Annotated in this window: 13 protein-coding genes; 6 read left to right on the forward strand and 7 right to left on the reverse strand. The window is 45.0% G+C overall.

Features of this window, described 5'->3' with window-relative positions:
* Positions 1-3: 3 nt before the first annotated feature.
* The 3 genes from cydC to trxB form a co-directional block, all read right to left on the reverse strand.
* A complete protein-coding gene (gene cydC / locus R7M72_RS15250; RefSeq protein WP_315956962.1) occupies positions 4-1,725 on the reverse strand; it encodes a heme ABC transporter ATP-binding protein/permease CydC in 1,722 nt (573 codons plus the stop codon).
* Positions 1,718-3,505, reverse strand: coding sequence for a heme ABC transporter permease/ATP-binding protein CydD (gene cydD / locus R7M72_RS15255; RefSeq protein ID WP_005377993.1), 1,788 nt, complete (start codon positions 3,503-3,505; stop codon positions 1,718-1,720). The genes cydC and cydD overlap by 8 nt, the downstream gene beginning before the upstream one ends.
* Before the next feature lie 103 nt (positions 3,506-3,608).
* Complete coding sequence (gene trxB / locus R7M72_RS15260; RefSeq protein WP_005377991.1) at positions 3,609-4,568, reverse strand: thioredoxin-disulfide reductase; 960 nt, start codon at positions 4,566-4,568, stop codon at positions 3,609-3,611.
* A gap of 359 nt (positions 4,569-4,927) precedes the next feature.
* Between trxB and R7M72_RS15265 the strand changes: the two genes are divergently transcribed.
* Together R7M72_RS15265 and R7M72_RS15270 are read left to right on the forward strand one after the other, a co-directional pair.
* On the forward strand, positions 4,928-5,584 hold the full coding sequence (locus R7M72_RS15265) for a 2OG-Fe dioxygenase family protein (RefSeq protein ID WP_005377989.1): 657 nt from the start codon (positions 4,928-4,930) through the stop codon (positions 5,582-5,584).
* Entirely contained in the window at positions 5,568-6,803 is a 1,236-nt protein-coding gene (locus R7M72_RS15270; protein ID WP_315956963.1) for a cysteine desulfurase-like protein, read from the forward strand. The genes R7M72_RS15265 and R7M72_RS15270 overlap by 17 nt, the downstream gene beginning before the upstream one ends.
* A gap of 90 nt (positions 6,804-6,893) precedes the next feature.
* Here the strand turns inward: R7M72_RS15270 and R7M72_RS15275 are convergent, their stop codons facing one another.
* Positions 6,894-7,718, reverse strand: a complete 825-nt coding sequence (locus R7M72_RS15275) for a DUF2797 domain-containing protein (protein WP_005377984.1) — start codon at positions 7,716-7,718, stop codon at positions 6,894-6,896.
* 333 nt (positions 7,719-8,051) lie between these two features.
* Between R7M72_RS15275 and R7M72_RS15280 the strand changes: the two genes are divergently transcribed.
* Positions 8,052-9,389, forward strand: coding sequence for a GGDEF domain-containing protein (locus R7M72_RS15280; protein WP_258494135.1), 1,338 nt, complete (start codon positions 8,052-8,054; stop codon positions 9,387-9,389).
* Positions 9,390-9,531: 142 nt separating this feature from the next.
* Here the strand turns inward: R7M72_RS15280 and R7M72_RS15285 are convergent, their stop codons facing one another.
* From R7M72_RS15285 to R7M72_RS15295, 3 genes are all read right to left on the reverse strand, one after another.
* A complete protein-coding gene (locus R7M72_RS15285) occupies positions 9,532-10,902 on the reverse strand; it encodes an SLC13 family permease (RefSeq protein ID WP_017634863.1) in 1,371 nt (456 codons plus the stop codon).
* Positions 10,903-11,120: 218 nt separating this feature from the next.
* Positions 11,121-11,855, reverse strand: a complete 735-nt coding sequence (locus tag R7M72_RS15290; RefSeq protein ID WP_005388862.1) for a vancomycin high temperature exclusion protein — start codon at positions 11,853-11,855, stop codon at positions 11,121-11,123.
* Positions 11,856-12,009: 154 nt separating this feature from the next.
* Positions 12,010-13,698 (reverse strand): NAD-dependent malic enzyme, encoded by a 1,689-nt coding sequence (locus tag R7M72_RS15295; RefSeq protein ID WP_005377977.1) that lies wholly within the window; start codon positions 13,696-13,698, stop codon positions 12,010-12,012.
* A 213-nt stretch (positions 13,699-13,911) separates the two neighbouring features.
* Here R7M72_RS15295 and R7M72_RS15300 point away from each other — a divergent pair, with 213 nt between their 5' ends.
* From R7M72_RS15300 to R7M72_RS15310, 3 genes are all read left to right on the forward strand, one after another.
* Positions 13,912-16,266: a helicase-related protein gene (locus R7M72_RS15300; protein ID WP_318056241.1), complete on the forward strand. Its 2,355-nt coding sequence runs from the start codon at positions 13,912-13,914 to the stop codon at positions 16,264-16,266.
* 288 nt (positions 16,267-16,554) lie between these two features.
* Positions 16,555-16,932, forward strand: a complete 378-nt coding sequence (locus R7M72_RS15305; RefSeq protein WP_005377965.1) for a hypothetical protein — start codon at positions 16,555-16,557, stop codon at positions 16,930-16,932.
* Positions 16,933-17,261: 329 nt separating this feature from the next.
* Complete coding sequence (locus R7M72_RS15310) at positions 17,262-18,935, forward strand: alkaline phosphatase D family protein (protein ID WP_318056239.1); 1,674 nt, start codon at positions 17,262-17,264, stop codon at positions 18,933-18,935.
* Positions 18,936-18,988: the final 53 nt, after the last annotated feature.

Consider the following 18,988-nt stretch of genomic DNA (forward strand, 5'->3'; position numbering starts at 1 on the left):
GAATTATAGAGATTGTAATAGCTGGTAGTAACGACCTTTTTGAGCGAGTAGCGTTGGATGGTCGCCTTGCTCGATGATCTCACCTTGTTCCATCAAACAGATGCTATCCATACTTTCTAGCTCTATCAGTCGGTGTGTAATGAATACTACTGTCTTATTAGCAAAGTGTTCATTGAAAAGCGCCATCACTTTTTGTTCCGTACGCTTATCGAGGCCTTCAGTCGGTTCATCTAAGAGTAGGATTGGGGCATCACGTAGCAATGCTCGAGCAATGCCGATTCGACGTTTCTCACCGCCAGATAACTGACGACCGCCGTCGCCTAACCAAGCGTCTAACCCCGGCTCTTCAAGAAGTCCGCCAAGCTCGACTTTTTGTAAAATAGTAGACAGTTGCTCATCACTTGCATCCGGAGCGGCCATGAGTAAGTTGTCACGTAGTGTCCCGTTTAGTACATCTACGCGTTGACTGACCACAGTCATTGCTGCTCGCAGGTCCGACTCGCTCCAATCTTGCAGTTTTGTACCACCGATTCGAACTTCACCTTGGTTAACATCCCAGTAGCGGCAAAGAAGCTGAATCAGTGTTGATTTACCTGAACCTGTTTGACCTACAATTGCAGTTTTAGTGCCCAACGGTAGTGAGAGTGACAAGTCTTTCAGCACCTTTTGCTGACCGTCAGGGTAAGTAAAATCTATGTTGTCGAATTCAATGTCTAACGTTGTGTCTTTATGTTTCGACTGCTCAGGGAAGACAACGTCAGGTTCAGCCAAAATTACTTCATTTAAACGACGAGCAGAGGTCAACGTTTGACCGAGATACTGGAATGCGCCCGCGATAGGCATCAGAATCTCAAAGCTCGCCATGGTTGCAAACGCAAACAGCGCAATCCAAGGATCAGGAGCACGACCACCTACGCCGTCTGCAGCAAACCAAAGCATCACAACCAGTGTAATGCCGTTCACCAGCATAAGCAGGCCTGAAGCCATGCCCGTTAAATTCGCGTTCACAAATTGGTTAGACAGCAACTGCTTCTGCTTCTCTAGAATGAGATTACGATAACGTTCTTCTGCTCCAAAGATACTCAGTTCACTGTAGCCTTGAAGCCAGTCCAGTGTCGCCACTCGCAATTGCGCTTTATGATGAGTGAGATTCTCGCCATTAATTTTACCCAGTTTATAGAACAGCACTGGCCATACAAACAACATGACGGTAAGAATCGAGCCAAGCAGTAGGGCGAGATGCCAATCAAAGAACGCCAGGACAGCCGTTAAACTCAATATGCCAAAAATACCAATCACGACAGGGCTGATAAGTCGAAGGTATACGTGATCCATCGCATCTACGTCCGCTACTAAGCGGTTGAGCAGATCGGCATCACGCATCGTAGAAACACGACCCGGAATCAGTGGTGCAAGTTTCTTAAAGAAGAAGATACGTAGATCGGTAAGCAGCTTGAACGTTGCATTGTGGCTAACGACACGTTCTCCCCATCGACCTGCGGTTCGAGCCATTGCAGCGCCGCGTACCCCGGCACCTGGTAACATGTAGTTGAAGGTCTCACGAGCAACCGTCAAGCCTGCCACCGCTGCGGCTGAAATAAACCAACCTGATAGCGTTAATAAGCCAATAGACGCCGCTAAGGTCAGAAATGCCAGTAGCATACCTAGCGAAAGACCAAACCAGTGTTTTTTATAGAGTTTTAGATAAGGGAGTAAATCACGCATCTAAGTTCCCCTTGTCTGTTTCACGTTGTGCGAGGTTCGCTTCCAACATGTCTTTAAATAAGCCATCTTCTGTCGACAGTGTGGCGTAATCACCACGTTGAACAATCTGGCCGTCCTGCATAACAAGAATTTGCGATACGTTTTGTAAAGGCGCAAGTTGGTGAGTAATCATCAAATTCGTTGTGGCATGCGCATACTTGTTAATGCCTTCCATCACGAGTTTTTCACTGCGAGCATCTAAGCTTGCGGTTGGTTCATCTAATAACCAAAAACGACCATTTTGTAGCATGGCGCGAGCCAGTGCTAAACGCTGCGCTTGGCCGACAGATAAACCACCAGAACGATCAGATATCGGATAATCCAACCCATGCATTTCAACAAATTCAGCAGCGTGAGAGTCATTCAACACAGAATGTACGTCTGCATCCTGAATATTGTGCTTACCTAGTGTGATGTTATCTCGAATGCTACCGTGTAATAGCATCGGGTTTTGACCAATCCAGCTTACTGCCTCTCGCCATGTGGCTAGATCCAGTTGCGACAATTCACAACCATTAATCTTCAAGCTACCTTGATAAGGCATGAAACCGAGGATGGTGTTTACCAAACTTGTTTTACCTGCACCACTTGGTCCAACCAAAGCGGTACTTTTGTTGGCTTCAAGAGAGAAGGATAGGGGACCTGCGAGCTGCTTACCTTCCGGACTAAAAATGGTTAACTGGTCCGCTTCAATATGGATAGGGCTGTTTTTATCTAACGCTTGGGTACCATCTTTGATTTGATCGACTTCTAAATCCAGAAACTCGACAATGCTTTCTGCTGCGCCAACCGCTTGCTGTTTCGCATGATAGAACGTGCCCAAATCACGTAATGGCTGATAAAACTCTGGAGCAAGAATCAGAATGAACAAACCAGCAAAGAGCGTAACACCTGTGCCGTAGTAGCCGAAGTCCAGCTCCCCGATATAACTAAAGCCAAAGTAGACAGCGGTAATTGCGATAGAAATGGAAGTGAAAAACTCTAACACCGCAGAAGACAGAAACGCGATTTTCAGAACGTCCATGGTACGAGTACGAAAGACTTCTGAAGCACCCTTTAGCGTCTCAGTTTCAGATTTTGTTCTATCGAATAAGCGAATGGTTGTCATTGCTTGCAAGCGGTCATAAAAGTGACCCGACAAACGCTGCATCGCTTTAAAGTTTTTACGGTTTGCTTCTGCGGCTTTCATCCCAACCAGTGCCATGAAAATAGGCACCAGTGGTGCAGTGACCAGGAAGATCAAGCCTGCTGCCCAGTTTACTGGGAATACGACAACCAAAATGATGAAAGGCACTAGTACCGATAATGACATTTGAGGCAAGTAGCGTGAGAAGAAATCTTGCATATCTTCTACCTGCTCTAAGATGAGCGTTGCCCAACTGCCAGCAGGTTTGCCTTTGATGTAAGCTGGCCCAAGTTTATGAACTTTATCTAAAATGAGTTGGCGAATATAAACTCGAATTTGCTCCCCGCAACGGTAACCGGCAAGCTCTCGACCCCAGGTACAAGCAGCTCGACCGATAACCGTGCCACCGAGCCCAACAAAATGCCAAATGAGGTCGGCTTTGTCGACTTGGTCAATGATTAACTGGTGCAGAATGGAGGCGAGCAGGGCTGCTTGAGCCAATAAAAACACGCTTGAAAGTACGCCTAGGCCTATCGCAATCATAAGCCAGCGCTTGGCTAACTTACTTTGTTGCTTCAGCCACTTATTCAAGCTGCTTTGCTTTTTCTTATCCATCGTGAAGGCTTAATGATAATTGTTTTAATGAGGCGGTAGTATACAAAAGAAAACCCAGCGGGAATACCGCTGGGCTTTAAGGATATGACACAAATGTGAAAAGTTATTTGTCACCAAGTGAGTCTAAGAAACGTTCAGCATCTAATGCAGCCATACAACCTGTACCTGCAGAGGTGATCGCTTGACGGTAGTTGTGGTCCATTACGTCGCCAGCTGCAAATACACCTTCGATACTAGTTTGTGTTGCGTTGCCTTCAAGACCTGATTGAACGATGATGTAGCCATCTTTCATGTCTACTTGGCCTTCAAAGATTTGTGTGTTTGGCTGGTGGCCAATTGCGATGAATGCACCCATTACATCGATATCTTCTGTCGCACCGCTGTTCACGTCTTTAATGCGGACGCCCGTTACGCCCATATCGTCTCCCAGTACTTCATCGAGAGTGCGATCGGTATGAAGAACGATATTACCGCTTTCAACTTTATCCATCAGACGTTTCACAAGGATCTTCTCTGCGCGGAATGAATCGCGGCGGTGGATCAGGTGAACTTCTGACGCAATGTTAGATAGGTATAGCGCTTCTTCAACAGCCGTGTTACCACCGCCCACAACTGCAACTTTCTGATTACGGTAGAAGAAACCGTCACAGGTTGCACAAGCAGAAACGCCGCGACCTTTAAATGCTTCTTCAGACTCAAGGCCAAGGTATTTTGCTGATGCGCCGGTAGATATGATTAAGGCATCACAAGTGTACTCACCTGAGTCGCCTTTTAAACGAAATGGGCGTTGTGATAGCTCTACTTCATTGATGTGATCAAATACGATTTCAGTTTCGAAACGCTCGGCGTGTTCTTTCATGCGATCCATCAATGCTGGACCTGTCAGTCCCTCAGCATCGCCTGGCCAGTTTTCAACTTCAGTTGTGGTGGTTAGCTGACCACCTTGTTGCATTCCCGTCACAAGCACAGGGTTTAAGTTTGCACGCGCTGCGTAGACGGCAGCTGTGTATCCTGCAGGACCAGAACCAAGAATTAATAATTTACAGTGTTTTACGTCGCTCATTATGGCTCCAAAAAGGGCGTAACATTTCCCTCGATTGTATGGAAATTCTTAGTGCTTTAAAAGCATAAACAACGATTGTGATCGAATAATTGGTTATAGATTAGAACCCACTAAATATTGATTGAGAACGTTGACTTCTAGCATAAAATTCTATTCGTAGTAGAGAAGTCTAGTTTCAAATATTGTCAAAGCGTAAAACTGAAACATGGCTCTGTTTTTGTGGTTTGGTTTGGTTTGTTATGTTGTTTTCGTCGTTTTGTTGAAGCTATCAACGTTAAAAGCTGGTAATTGCAGAATATTTGCGTAACCTAGTGTGTAAATTAAATGTTAATTAATGTGCCTCATTAAAGGAGCAAATGATGTTACATTCACGTGAGAATACTCTACATTTAACACAGCTCAGCATGGCAGCAATTGAGCAGCTTTCCCCATCGTTTGAAGAACTGCCTCGTACCGAACATGCAGATGGTCAGTATCGACTACGACGTTATTCTGTGGTTGGTTTTGATAACGGCAAAGTCATCGACTTAAATAAAAATAGCTTTGTTCAATCCTCTGATATCAACCGATTTCAAGGTGATGTTGTAAGACAATTCGAGCCAATTGAGAAGGATATTCTTACCAGCGATGGATTTCGAGAAATGTGTGAATTGTTTGTCAATGCGAATCATCTGCCAAACGGTCAAGAAATAGAAATTCACCAAATCCGTATCAGGGCACTGGAAGAAGAAACCCAAGTAGCACCTGAAGGTGTGCACCAAGACGGTTTTGATCACATTGCAATGGTTGGTGTGGGACGCCATAACATCATCGGTGGCGACATCATGCTGTACAGCAGCCATAACCAAGCCCCATTTTTCCGTAAAGTGCTAGAAACCGGAGAGGTCGCAATCTTGGCTGATAGCAAGCTGTGGCATAACGCGTGCCCAATCCGCTCTGTTATTGATGACGAAGCGGGCCATATGGATGTATTTGTACTCACGGCTACGGATAAGCGTAATGAACTTCAATCTTAATCAGATCAGAGAGCAATTTCCGGCGTTGGCTCAATACCACAACGACAAGCCCGTGACGTTTTTTGATGGTCCAGGTGGCTCACAAGTGCCTCAATCAGTACTAGACAGCATGGTTGGGTATTTAGGTCGTTTCAACGCTAACTTAGGCGGGCATTATTTTTCTAGCCAAGTGACCGTTGACGTAATGCAAAATGCGCGTGAGTCGGTTCAGGCTCTACTTAATGCCCCTTCATCTGGCAATATTGTCTTCGGTGCCAATATGACCTCACTAACCTTTCAGCTTAGTCGCGCGATTAGTCGAGATTGGCAAGCAGGAGATGAGATCATTGTCTCCGCTTTGGATCACTATTCAAATGTATCCAGCTGGCAGCAAGCGGCAGAAGATAAAGGCGTTACGGTTCATCAAGTTCGTATCAACGAAGAAGATTGTACGCTGGATATGGAGCATTTAAGCCGCCTTCTTTCTGATAAAACGCGCCTTGTCGCTGTGACTTATGCATCGAACACGACGGGCTCTATTGTGGATGTACAGCAAGTAGTCAGCATGGCGCACAATGTTGGGGCACAAGTTTATGTGGATGCCGTCCATTATGCGCCTCATCATTTGGTTGATGTTCAAGCGTTAGGTTGTGACTTTTTAGCTTGCTCAGCTTACAAGTTTTTCGGACCGCACGTTGGTATTGCTTACATAGCCGATCAGTGGCTCCACAGTATTCGCCCTTACAAAGTCGAGCCTGCCACTAATATAGGTCCAGGTCGATTTGAAACAGGAACGCAAAGTTTTGAAGGTCTTGCTGGTGTCGTTTCTGCGGTTGAGTATCTGGCTCAATTTGGTGAAGTCGGTTTACCTCTTCGCCAACGGTTGGAGCAAAGCTACCAACTGTATGAACAACATGAACAGCGCTTGAGTGAGCGTTTCTTACAGCGTTTGAATGCATTAGATGGTGTCAATCTATTCGGTATCGCAAAGGAAGATAGCCAACTCCGCACGCCAACTTTTGCGCTAACGTTTGACCGATATTCTCCAGAGTTCATCGCGAAAACACTGGGTGAACATAACATTTGTGTATGGAATGGTCACTTTTATGCGTTGGGCTTAGTTCGTCAACTTGGTTTAGAAGAATCGGGTGGTGTAGTGCGAATTGGTTGTATGCATTACAACACAATAGAAGAAGTCGATATGTTATTCGATGTGCTAGAAAGCATCCTTGACGCATAACTAACGATTTCTTCCTAATAGAAAAACAAAAGCTCGAGTCAAACTCGAGCTTTTTTCATTTTTATTTGAATCAACGCGTTCTGCAAGCGATTACTCACTAACTTCAACTTCATAGGAAGTGAATTTTCTTACATTAATAACGCCAGTATCAAAGATGAGGTATTGACCTTTAATGCCTTGCAAAGTGCCAGTAACAACCGGGTTTTTATCGAAGTTATGCGAAGTGATCTTCGTTGGGTGCTGTTGTACCGGGTAGCTAAGGTCGGTAATGCTTTCGTTTAATACTTCAATGGCATCTTCGCCGAATTGCTGTTTTATCTCGGCAATTTTCTCTTCGACTAAAGGCAATAGCTCAGCAAAACGGTCCTGCAATGCCATAGGTTCACCGTCACCTTTAAGCAGTGTGCGCCAATTGGTCTTGTCTGCGATATGTTTCGCCAGTTCAACTTCAATTAAACCGGAGATATGGCGAGTTTTTACTTTAAAAATTGGCAAGCCCTGAGTCGCGCCTTGGTCAATCCAACGAGTCGGGATTTGAGTATGACGAGTAATACCAACTTTTAAGCTGGATGTGTTGGACAGGTAGACAAAGTGATCCACCATGCAATTCTCTTCACCCCATTGTGGTTCGCGACAAGTCCCTTGATCGTAGTGGCAGGTCTCTGGCTTCATGATACACATGTCGCAGCTTGCTAGCTTTTTCATGCATACAAAACAGTGGCCTTGCGAATAACTCTTTTTCGTTTTCTTTCCACATGAGCAACAAAAAATATTGCCAGTGTGAGTCAGTGTGAGCGTTTTACCCAGAAAAGGAGTTAAGTCGATTTCTTCCTCACCGACAGGAAGACGGTAGTTGACGGCACCGTCCAGAGAAGCACGCATTTTGTTTAGCGTGCCAGTTGCAATTAATGACATGACATTACTCATTATTGTGTTTTCGCACAGTATATACTGAAGTGGAGAAGAGATGCAGGGTTGACAGGAGCTTTAAAGTAAATGTCTTGCACTAAATTATTATGCATCGTGTTTTATTTTCTAAAAATTATGGCTGTGAAATGCTTCGCAAATAGAAGTTGGGCTGCACTTTTTAGAAATTTTAAAACGTGATAACGGTTCAAAATCCGTTACCATGTGTCGAAACTAAGAATTGAATGAAAAAGCGATTTTATTTCTTGATAAATCACCTTGATTTCATTTTTGAAATTATTGAACCCCACGTATTGTATAATCTCAGCAGGTCACTTGCCCATGAAGTGGATCCATAACTTTATCTTTGCTCTTTCTATTTGCACTATCAGTTTGGTTGCCCTTTATAGTGTGCTTGGCGATACGCGAAAGCTGACCATTACACCTGAGCATTTCAATATCTATGCAACTAAAGATGCCAGTGAAGGAGGTGTGAGTGAGGCAGATATCACATACGATTGGCAAAGCCTAGTCCTTAGCTGTGAACTAAAGCAGAGCTCGTATGCTTGGCCTTACTGCGGAATCTCGGTTTATACCGATTCAGCAACGCCAACACAGGGTATTGACCTTTCCAACTACCATACGATTCGATTGAAGGTGCGATATGAAGAGGCAGGAATAGGGGCTAACCCTAGCCACGACCTACGTTTGTATCTTCGCAATTATAATTCTGAGTATTCCAAGCCGGACGACGAGTACACCATTAAATATAATGGCATGCAGTTTTCTCCGTCGGGTTCGAGCGATATTGTCGAAATTCCGATTAAAAATCTTCAGGTGATGACCTGGTGGTTAGCAGATAACGGAGTCGCGATTGAGCACTCTGCACCTGAATTTTCAAACATCACACGTATTGATATTGCAACTGGGTCTGGTGCGGCACTTGGTAAACATAGAATTGTGATTGATAAAATTGAGTTTGAAGGCGCTTACCTTGCGCAAGAAACATTGTTGTATGCATTATTACTCTCTTGGATGGCGCTTGGACTGGCTTTTTCACTGCATGAGTTACGAAAAAATAGAGTGGCTTATGAAAAAGCGCAAAAGCGTCACCGTCATTTGGAAAAGGTGAATGATACTTTGCGAGCTCAAAACTATGAGTTTGCAGAGCTAGCGCATCGAGATGCTTTGACGGGCGCGATGAACCGATATGCTGTGCAACACTGGCTGGAACAACAATCTCGTCAGGTTCGCTGGGGGCATAACACCTTCAGTATTCTCTATTTGGACTTGGATAAGTTTAAAAAGGTGAACGACAAATTTGGGCACCAAATGGGGGATGACATATTGCGCGAATTTGTCATGGTGGTAGCGACTTCTATTTACTCAGACGATCGACTCGTTCGTTGGGGCGGCGAAGAGTTTGTCGTATTTTGCCCTGATACCAATATTGAACAAGCGTTAGAGAAGGCAGAAATGATTCGCAAAAATGTGGAGGATCATTTGTGGGTGCACGGTGAATCATTAACTTGCAGTATTGGCGTTGCCCAAATGCAGAATGAACGCGTCTCAGAAACCATGGCGAGAGCTGACGAAGTGCTGTATCAGGCGAAGCGCAATGGTCGCAACCGAGTGGAAGCTCATTATGGTTTACTTGCTTGCGAAAAGAAGCAAGCCTGATAGCCGTTCACTAAAAGGAAAGAAAAAAGGTGGCCAACTGGCCACCAAGAGGGAAACTGCTGAACACCACTTAGGGGGGAAGTTTGGGTTATCGATACGATTACCGTGAGCAGCAGTGTAGTGCTAATCGAACTTGCTATTTTTACCAGAACAACCAAGCGAAAAGCGTTAGTGCAGCAATACAGGCAATGTTTAATACGAAACCAATTCGCATCATTTCTTTTTGCTTGATATGACCCGTACCGAACACAATCGCGTTTGGAGGTGTTGCAACAGGTAACATAAATGCACAAGATGCAGCGACGGCAATCAGTGCAGAGAGAATAACCGGAGACATGCCTAAGGCTTCTGCAATGGTCGCAAATACAGGGACAAGTAGCGCAGCACTGGCGGTGTTACTCGCAAACTCAGTTAAGAAGACAACAAAAGCAACCACTGCAAGAATCGTTAAGAGAATACCGGCTTGCTCAAGGAAGCCTGACAAGCTATGAGCCAAAAATACGCTTGTTCCGGTTGCTTTTAGGACGTTACTCAGACAGATACCACCACCAAATAGGATTAACACACCCCAGTCGGTTGTTTTCTCAATATCTTTCCACTCGACGGCGCGAGAAGCACCAAGTAGAAGGATGGCGCCAATGGCTACAAGAGTATCGAACTTCGCGAAGCCACCCAGCATAGCGTTAATAGGCTTACTGAATATCCACAAAGTTACGGTCAGTAAGAAAATCGCCAACGTAATCATTTTGCCGTTTGTCCATTCGACTGGTTGATGGTCAAGGTCAAACTTGTGGCTAAGGTCAGGCTTAGTCATCGTGTACAATACGAGGATAGCGATTGGCATTAATACTAGGGAAATAGGTACACCAAACTTCATCCATTCAGTGAAGCTAAGGCCAACTTCAGCTGCTGCAATTGCGTTTGGTGGGCTACCAACCAGTGTTGCAATACCACCAATTGAAGCACTGTAAGCGATACCGAGTAGAACAAACAAAAAGGTGTTGTGGTTTTTCTTAGCGTCTAGCTTTGTCATCACACCCAGCACAAGCGGTAACATCATCGCGGCGGTGGCGGTGTTTGAAATCCACATTGACAGGCCAGCACTCACACCAAATAGCATGAATACAGCGACAGACATTTTTCCTCTTGCCAGCAATAGTACTTTATCTGCAATAGCTTGATCTAACTTTTGTTTATGTAGAGCCGCAGCTAGTGCAAAACCACCCAAAAATAGAAAAATGATGGAGTTGGAAAAGTTATTCAGTGCGGCTTGAGTGTTGAACACACCCAAAAATACCGCAAGTAGTGGTATGAGCAGCGCAGTAATGCTGACGTGAATCGCTTCGGTTAGCCACAAAATAGCAACAAAAACTAAGATGCTCAGGCCGGTTACTACTTGTGGTTCAAAGGGTAAGGTATTAAACAAGATAATGAACAATAGGATATTCGCGTTCAAAATCATGCTGTTGCGAGTGAAGAACCAATTCTTCAATGTCACAGCGAGTGCGGTCATGGGTAGTGCTCCTTTTGCATTGCCTTTTGTCGGTTTTTTATGGCAAAGTAACTGACTTGTAGTTATTTATTGATGAAATGTTACTTTGAATGCGAAAAAGAGTTTTGCCTGAATCGTAGAGCAAATTAGAAAGTGTGATGTTGAGAATTGGAAATGGGTAGAAAACTACCCATTTGTTTTATAGAAATGTTACTAGGCTTGTGAGCCACGTTATTCCTCTATTCGACGGGGACTTGAAGAGGCTCGTTAGCTGCTTTATTTGGCTCTTTTACTGCGACGATAGGTTCTTGAGGGCCAAGAAACTTAGGCTGCGTATTGATAATATACAGGTCTAAAAACGCTTTCACACGGGCTAGCAGTTCTCGAACACGCATCGATGTTTTTTGCTTGTTGGCCGTCGGCCCTGCTACCGCGAGACACTGTGCATCAATGCTGTAAGCATCAGCGATGAACAGTGCGCGTTCGCAGTGAAAGCGTTGAGTCACAATCAGAAATCGCTCCGAAGCAAAAATTTTTTTTGCTCGTACAATCGAATCTAAGGTACGAAAGCCAGCATAATCAAGGTGAATCACTTCTTCAGGCACGCCTGCTTTAAGTAAGTCGCGTTTCATTGTCCACGGTTCGTTGTATGAACGGTGGGCGTTATCACCACTCAATAAAAACTGTTTTACTTTGCCTTGGTTGTAAAGCTCAATCGCCGCATTAATGCGATGAGTGTAGTAAGTGTTGAGGATCTTTCCGATGTATTTACTGGTACCAAGAACTACGGCAACCTCATGTTGAGGGATTTGCTCGTATTCAGTGAAAATGCTCTCTTTGGCTTGTAAAACCACCCACCGGTCGATGGCAATAACAGAAACAAGCAGACTAAGTGCAGAGATCGACAAAATCAAAGCAAATCGCTTCCAGGAAAATTTCAGCTTCCACTTTGATCTTATGCGAGAAAACAACAAAACGTTTTATATCCTTAACTAAAAATGTAGTTCTCATCATATCTGATAGAAACAAAAAGAGAGAAGCCCATTTATGCCAAAATCTGGTTAGGATGATAAAAAAATAAAAGCCCCTACATGGTAGGGGCTAATTATTAAACGAATTGTCTCAAGCTTAGAACGCAGTGCGTTTGTAACGGCGGTAAACAGGTTGCCAGAACGACTGTTCAATTGCCACGTTCAATGCTTCATCAGTAATTTCTAATGCGACACCTTGTTCAATTGCCTTTTTACCAACGGCAAATGCGATTTTTTTCGATACTAAGTGGATCTCTTCTAGTGGTGGAAGTAGAGCCCCACGACCGTTGATTGCTAGAGGAGAACATGTTGCGAGCGCGCGGCTTGATTCCATTAGCATCTCGTCAGTGACACGTTTTGCATTGACAGCAAGTACACCAAGGCCAATGCCTGGGAAGATGTAGCTGTTGTTACATTGTGCAATAGGGTAAGTGCGACCTTCATGAACCACTGGCTCAAATGGGCTACCTGTTGCAACCAGTGCTTCACCATTTGTCCAACGAATGATGTCGTTCGGTGTCGCTTCCACGCGGCTTGTTGGGTTCGACAATGGGAAGACAATCGGACGCTTACAGTGTTTATGCATTTCTTCGATGACTTCTTGGCTAAATAGGCCAGGCGCACCAGAAACACCAATTAGTACCGTTGGCTTGGCGTTACGCATAACATCGAGTAGTGAGAAGCCATTTCCTTCATTTTCCCACTCTTTCGTATTGGTATGCTTTTGCACCAAGCGTTGTTGGAAATCAAGAAGGTTAGGCATGCCTTCTTGTAACAGACCCCAACGGTCAACCATGTAAACTTGTGAGCGAGCTTGCTCGTCAGAAATTCCTTCCGATACCATTTGTGCGATGATCGCTTCTGCGATACCACAACCAGCAGACCCTGCGCCTAGGAAGGTAATACGTTGTTTAGAAAGCTGAGTTCCTGCTGCTTTACAGGCGGCAAGTAGAGAGCCAACAGTAACAGCTGCAGTACCCTGAATATCATCATTGAAGCAACACACGCGGTCTTTGTAACGCTCTAGAAGAGGCATCGCATTTTTCTGAGCAAAGTCTTCGAACTGGATCAAAGCATCAGGCCAACGGCGCTGTACCGCTTGGATAAACTCTTCTACAAATGCATCGTATTCTGCACCCGTAATACGAGGATGACGCCAACCCATGTACATCGGATCAGCTAAGCGTTGCGGGTTATTGGTACCCACATCAAGCACGATTGGTAGCGTGTAAGCAGGGCTGATACCACCACACGCGGTATATAGTGACAGTTTACCGATAGGAATACCCATGCCGCCGATACCTTGGTCACCCAAGCCAAGGATACGTTCTCCATCTGTCACAACAATCACTTTAACGTTGTGGTTTGCTGCGTTGTTCAGCAAGTCGTCAATACGGTCACGGTTCGGGTATGAAATGAACAGACCGCGACCACGACGGTAAATGTTAGAGAAGTTTTCACATGCTGCGCCAACAGTCGGCGTGTAGATGATAGGCATCATCTCAGAAATGTGATTTTGCACTAGGCGGTAATACAATGTTTCGTTGGTGTCTTGGATATTACGCAGATAAATGTGTTTATCCATATCGCTTTCGAAACTTTTGTATTGCTGGTAGGCACGTTCCACCTGCTCTTGGATAGTTTCGGTCGACTCTGGAAGCAGACCTTCTAAGTTGAATGAACTACGTTCTTCAGCAGAGAATGCACTGCCTTTGTTCAAAAGAGGGGTTGCTAAAAGAGCCGGACCCGCATATGGAATATATAGTGGGCGTTTATCGTTGTTCATTGGGTGCCTTATGTAGGGTTGAAGGATGCGCACCAAATTTTAACGGGTTCACTATTTAGTTGTAAACATGCGTTGATGCACATCAATGTAATGTCGCAAAAAAATTCAGATACCGACGAAAATATCGGCAATATTGGTTGTTTAGAGATACCTAAAGCAGGATTTTTTTACTTGGGTATAATGTTTTGCATCATCAAATCAAATCCAATTTCTATGTTTCAACTACCTATCGACAGCCTGCAAGCTGAGTTTGACCATCATGTAAGGCTTAACCATCTTGTGGTGGAAGCCGAAACCGGGTCGGGTAAATCTACCCGCTTGCCCATGTGGGCGGCAAAACACGGACGCGTTCTGGTTATTGAACCACGTCGAATTGCTTGTACCTCGTTGGCTGAATTTCTTGCGGAGCAATCTGGAGGGCCAATAGGTCGCAAAGTCGGTTACGCGATCAAGCTTCATGCCTACTTTGATGAAAAAACCGAAGTTGTATTTGTGACTCCGGGGGTTGCACTGCGTTGGTTTTCGGAAAACAAGCTAGCAGACTTTGATGTCGTGATAGTGGACGAATTTCACGAGCGACGCTGGGATATTGATCTATTAACCGCCATTTTGAAGCAAGAAAATCAACATCGATTGATCGTCACTTCCGCTACCTTAGAAGGCGAAAAGCTTGCTCGTTACCTGAATGCTAAGCGCCTGAGTTCGGAGGGACGTTGCTTTCCAGTCACGGTGACACATCGTTCTACAGACAGCCGCTATTTACCGAACAAAAAGGGATGTGAACAGGAGGTTGTCGGAGCGGTAAAAGAAGCACTGGAAGATGAAGATGGCGATATTCTTGTTTTCATGCCTGGACGCAAAGAGATCACCCAATGTGCTCAGATGCTACAAAGTTGTGGCGATGTCATGGTGGTTAAACTTCATGCCTCGGTCAGTGATGAAGAACGACATCGTGCGTTGACGGTACAAAAGCAACGGAAAGTCGTATTGGCAACCAATGTCGCAGAAACCTCTCTGACCATTCCTAATATCCGGGTGGTAATCGATAGCGGCTTAGAGCGCAGAACTGTACAACGAAATGGACGTACAGCACTGACGTTAACCAACATTTCTAAGGCCAGTGCCGCGCAGCGAATGGGGCGAGCAGGTCGCGTTACCGAAGGGGCTTGTATTCGTCTATATGGTGAGCACGCGCCTTTAGAGTTGGTGACACCTCCAGAATTACACAGAGAAGAGCTCGTCGAGCCCATGCTGGCAGCGGCTTGTTGTGGGTACCGTCTCTCAACACTCGATTTTCTCGACTCAATTCCAGAAAAGTCGCTAGAGGCATCTCATTCGACGTTGTTATCCATGGAAGCGATTGATGAGGATGGCAATGTCACGCAGCACGGGAGAAAAGTATATCCACTACCCATTGATGCACTGTTTGCCGATCTCGTTACCAGAATTCAAGCGAAGCCAGAGAAGGAAGCAATGATTGATTTGGCTGCCGCCTTATCTGTGCCTGCGCAGCTCTATCAGCGACAAAGTGGTGAAGTTGCTGAGCTTCTATCTCAAGAGGAGCCATGCGGATGTGATGCCTCTTTGTTGATCCGTTTGGTTCGGGGGGAGCAACTCTCAGGCATTATCATTGATGCTAGCGCGCTCGAAGAGGCACAAGGTTTAGCGAAACAAATGCGAGAAGTGTTTGAATTGCCGGAACTTGACGTTGCCTCTCGATATAAACGTGAAGCGCTCTTTTTCTCCATCGCCTCATTGCACCCTGAGCTTGTGTTTGTCCGACGAGCTCGTCGAAGGGATGCTCTAGGAAATGGCGTAGTCGAGATGCTGGTTGGGCGTAACAGCCGCTTTCCTGATAAAGAAGAGGCGGCCATCGTGCTAGATAGCCATAGCGTGCCAGGACGAGGTGTTAAGCAAACACTAAACCTCGCATCGGTTATGATGCCTATCCCGCTGACGTTATTACGCGAACTTGAGCTAGGGGAGTGGCAACAAGGTGAGACGAATTATGAAGAAGAGACCCCAAGAGCAACGATGCACTTGGTCTACGCCGGGCGAATAATCTGTACTGAACATCAAGCGTTAAAAGGTGATGTGGCAGTTCAGTCTATTGTCGAAATGATAGAAGACGAGACACTGTTACCAGGTTTTGCTTCTCAAAGAAAACAGCAAATACAACACTGGAAGCTCTATAACGCATTGGGCCTTAATGCCGAAGGAGAAGAGGTTAACGGCTTGGCCTCCTTGACATTTTCTAGCTGGTTAAAGGATCAGTTGGAAACACTAGGCGTTGAAAATATCGATGATATGGCGTTGTTTGAACCAGAATACTTAACATTTAACGGTGTTCCAGAATGGGAATACGACGATTTCACGGAGCAGTACCCTTTAGAACTTTCGCTGCCAGAACTCCAACTAGATGTCGAGTATTACGCGTCTCGCAAGCTGGTACAGGTCGTTTATCGAGAGGGAAACCGTAAGGGAGACCCGAAGCGTTGGGAGCTGCCACGCTGGGCTGGTTGGAAGATACAGTATAAAAAGGCCAGTCGAGTGATTGATGTGAAGTAGGTCGGCGGATGACGTTGTGACAAGAATTGATATTTTCTTGGTGAATCTATAATGATTTCATATTGATAGCGTTACTTGTGTGTTGTTTTTAGTTTCTTAATTGAAATATTAATCAATTGAATGCTTATATATGGCGAAGCTGTACATCAGTTGTTACAAAGCTGGTTTTAATATTTCCTTTTGTATGTATATTAGGGCATAAAAGACGAATGTTTTATATCCCATTGCTATATCAAAACAGTTGAACGATATTTGGTATATCTCATTTTCGAGTGTCGGGGGCATAGAATGGATCAACAAGGAAAGACGTGCATTGAATTCGACTACACTAGCTTTTTAGGAGCGACAGGTAGTAAGAAATGGACCTTTTTAGAGGCATTTGCCACCATCGCGCCTATTTTCGGTTTGATGTGGAAACAGAACATTGCGGAATTGAGCAAGCCTGAAGATCGGTTGTGGGATGCCGCATTAAAATCGATGTCTTCTCGTAAAAGTGATGAATCCAATTTGGTCCGCTTAACCCAGCTAGCTAAACATGAAGGGATCAATGAATTGCGAGTCGTTATGCCATATTCGCTCGATGTTCAGCAAATCGAGTACATAGAATCTCGCAGTCAGTTGAAGGTGGATACGTCAGAACAAGATGTCCTTAACATCAAGTTTTAGGCTGAGTATTTCCACTTCATCGATGTACTACTTAACAATAGTGCAATGAAAAGCGACCTCAAAGTAGGTCGCTTTTTATTTTGAGGTTTTTGTCACAGGTCTTAGGAAATGTGATGAATATAGAGTATTTGCACTTAAATTAACAAAAATGTAACGTTTGGAAATGCAATTGTCATAACTAGCTTCTAACTTTGTGTTTTTAGGACAAATTACCGACTAAGTGGTTGGTACTGTAAGTTCGAATTAACGTCCCTTATTGGCATACAAGGATGATCGAGTCACCACGTCATTTGGGCATAAAAACAAACACAATAAGAAAGGAAGTGAATATGTCTTTGTCTCGTCGAGACTTTATGAAAGCTGCCTCTTCAACGGCGATTGTTACCGGGCTGGTGGGCTGTGGTAGCGATGCTAGTGAATCTGCTGCGGTTACCTTTGAGCACGGAGTGGCGAGTGGAGATCCTACTCAAACACAAGTAATCATTTGGACTCGTGTTACAACCTCAGCGAGCTACGCAGATGTAAGCTGGCAAGTTTCATCTAACGAAAATTTTACTGATATCGTGCAAAGTGGCACTTTTGCCACAGACACGAGCCGAGATTTCACGGTAAAAGTCGATGTTCAAAATCTCAACGCAAATTCTCGCTACTACTATCGATTCATGGTTGGAGATGTCACTAGCGAAGTCGGGCAAACTCAAACATTACCAGAGGATGGTGTAGAAAAGGCATCCATGGCGGTTGTTTCTTGTGCAAACTATCCTGCTGGCTATTTCCATGTGTATCGAGAGATTTTAAATCAACATGAGCAAGACCCGTTTGATGTGGTGCTTCATCTCGGTGATTACATTTATGAGTATGGTGCTGGTGGCTACGCTAGTGAAGATGCTGAGGCACTAGGGCGAGAGCCAAGCAAAGGCACTGAATGTATTACCTTAGATGATTACCGAAAACGGTATGCGCAATATCGCCAAGATGCTGATCTGCAAGCGTTACATGCGAGCCTACCAATGATTGCTGTCTGGGATGACCATGAGCTTGCAAATGATACTTGGAAAAATGGTGCGGAAAACCATCAAGAAGAGGAAGGCAGTTTTAATGATCGTCGTGCATCTGCGGCTGCCGCGTGGACAGAATGGTTGCCCGTTCGTGAAAACACTTTCTCAAACATGCTGATTTACCGTCAGTTTTCGTTTGGAAGTTTAGTCAATTTGATGATGCTCGACACGCGACTTGTGGGGCGTGATAAACCGTTGGATTATTTCTCGCTCAGCTCACCAACGATGGAAGCTATTGGCGGTTTAGTTGCTCAGTCGCGCAGTCAAGACCGAGAGCTGTTAGGCGGTGACCAACTCGCTTGGCTGATGGATGCGTTCAGTACGCACGACGCAACTTGGAATGTGCTAGGGCAACAAGTGTTAATGTCTCGTATGGAGTTGCCAAGTTCGGTTATGACCGCGATGTTTCAATTGTTTACTGCCACTGAAGAACAAAAAACAGAGGCGTTATTAGCGGTAAACTCTGCGATTACGGGTTATCTCTCTGACCCAAGTTTAGATACCATTGCTTTGCCATATAACCTAGATGCATGGGATGGTTACTACGTTGAGCGAGAGAAAGTTTATCAACTGGCCAAAGCCAGCAGTGGTAACTTTGTCTGCTTGGCAGGAGATACGCACAACGCATGGGCAAGTGAGCTTAAAGACATATCTAAGCATCCTATCGGGGTAGAGTTTGCGACTAGCTCTGTGAGTTCCCCTGGGTTAGAGGCCTACCTCGCGTTAGACCCTGTCGCGATCGCTCAAATGGAATACACGCTGCCGCACTTAGTGTCAGAATTACAGTGGGCAGACATCAAACAGCGTGGCTTTATGCGCGTTACTTTTACGCCCGACAAAGCAGAGTCGACCTGGTATTTCGTATCAACGATTAAAGACAAAACATATCAGGTGACGACCAAGTCAGCCTCCACAACAGATGGCACTACGTTAAATATCGGCTAAACTGAGCCTAATACGAAAAAAGTCCGCAAGCTAATGCGGACTTTTTATTGGAA

Source organism: Vibrio sp. YT-18, from assembly GCF_033337345.1.
Lineage (GTDB): Bacteria > Pseudomonadota > Gammaproteobacteria > Enterobacterales > Vibrionaceae > Vibrio > Vibrio alginolyticus.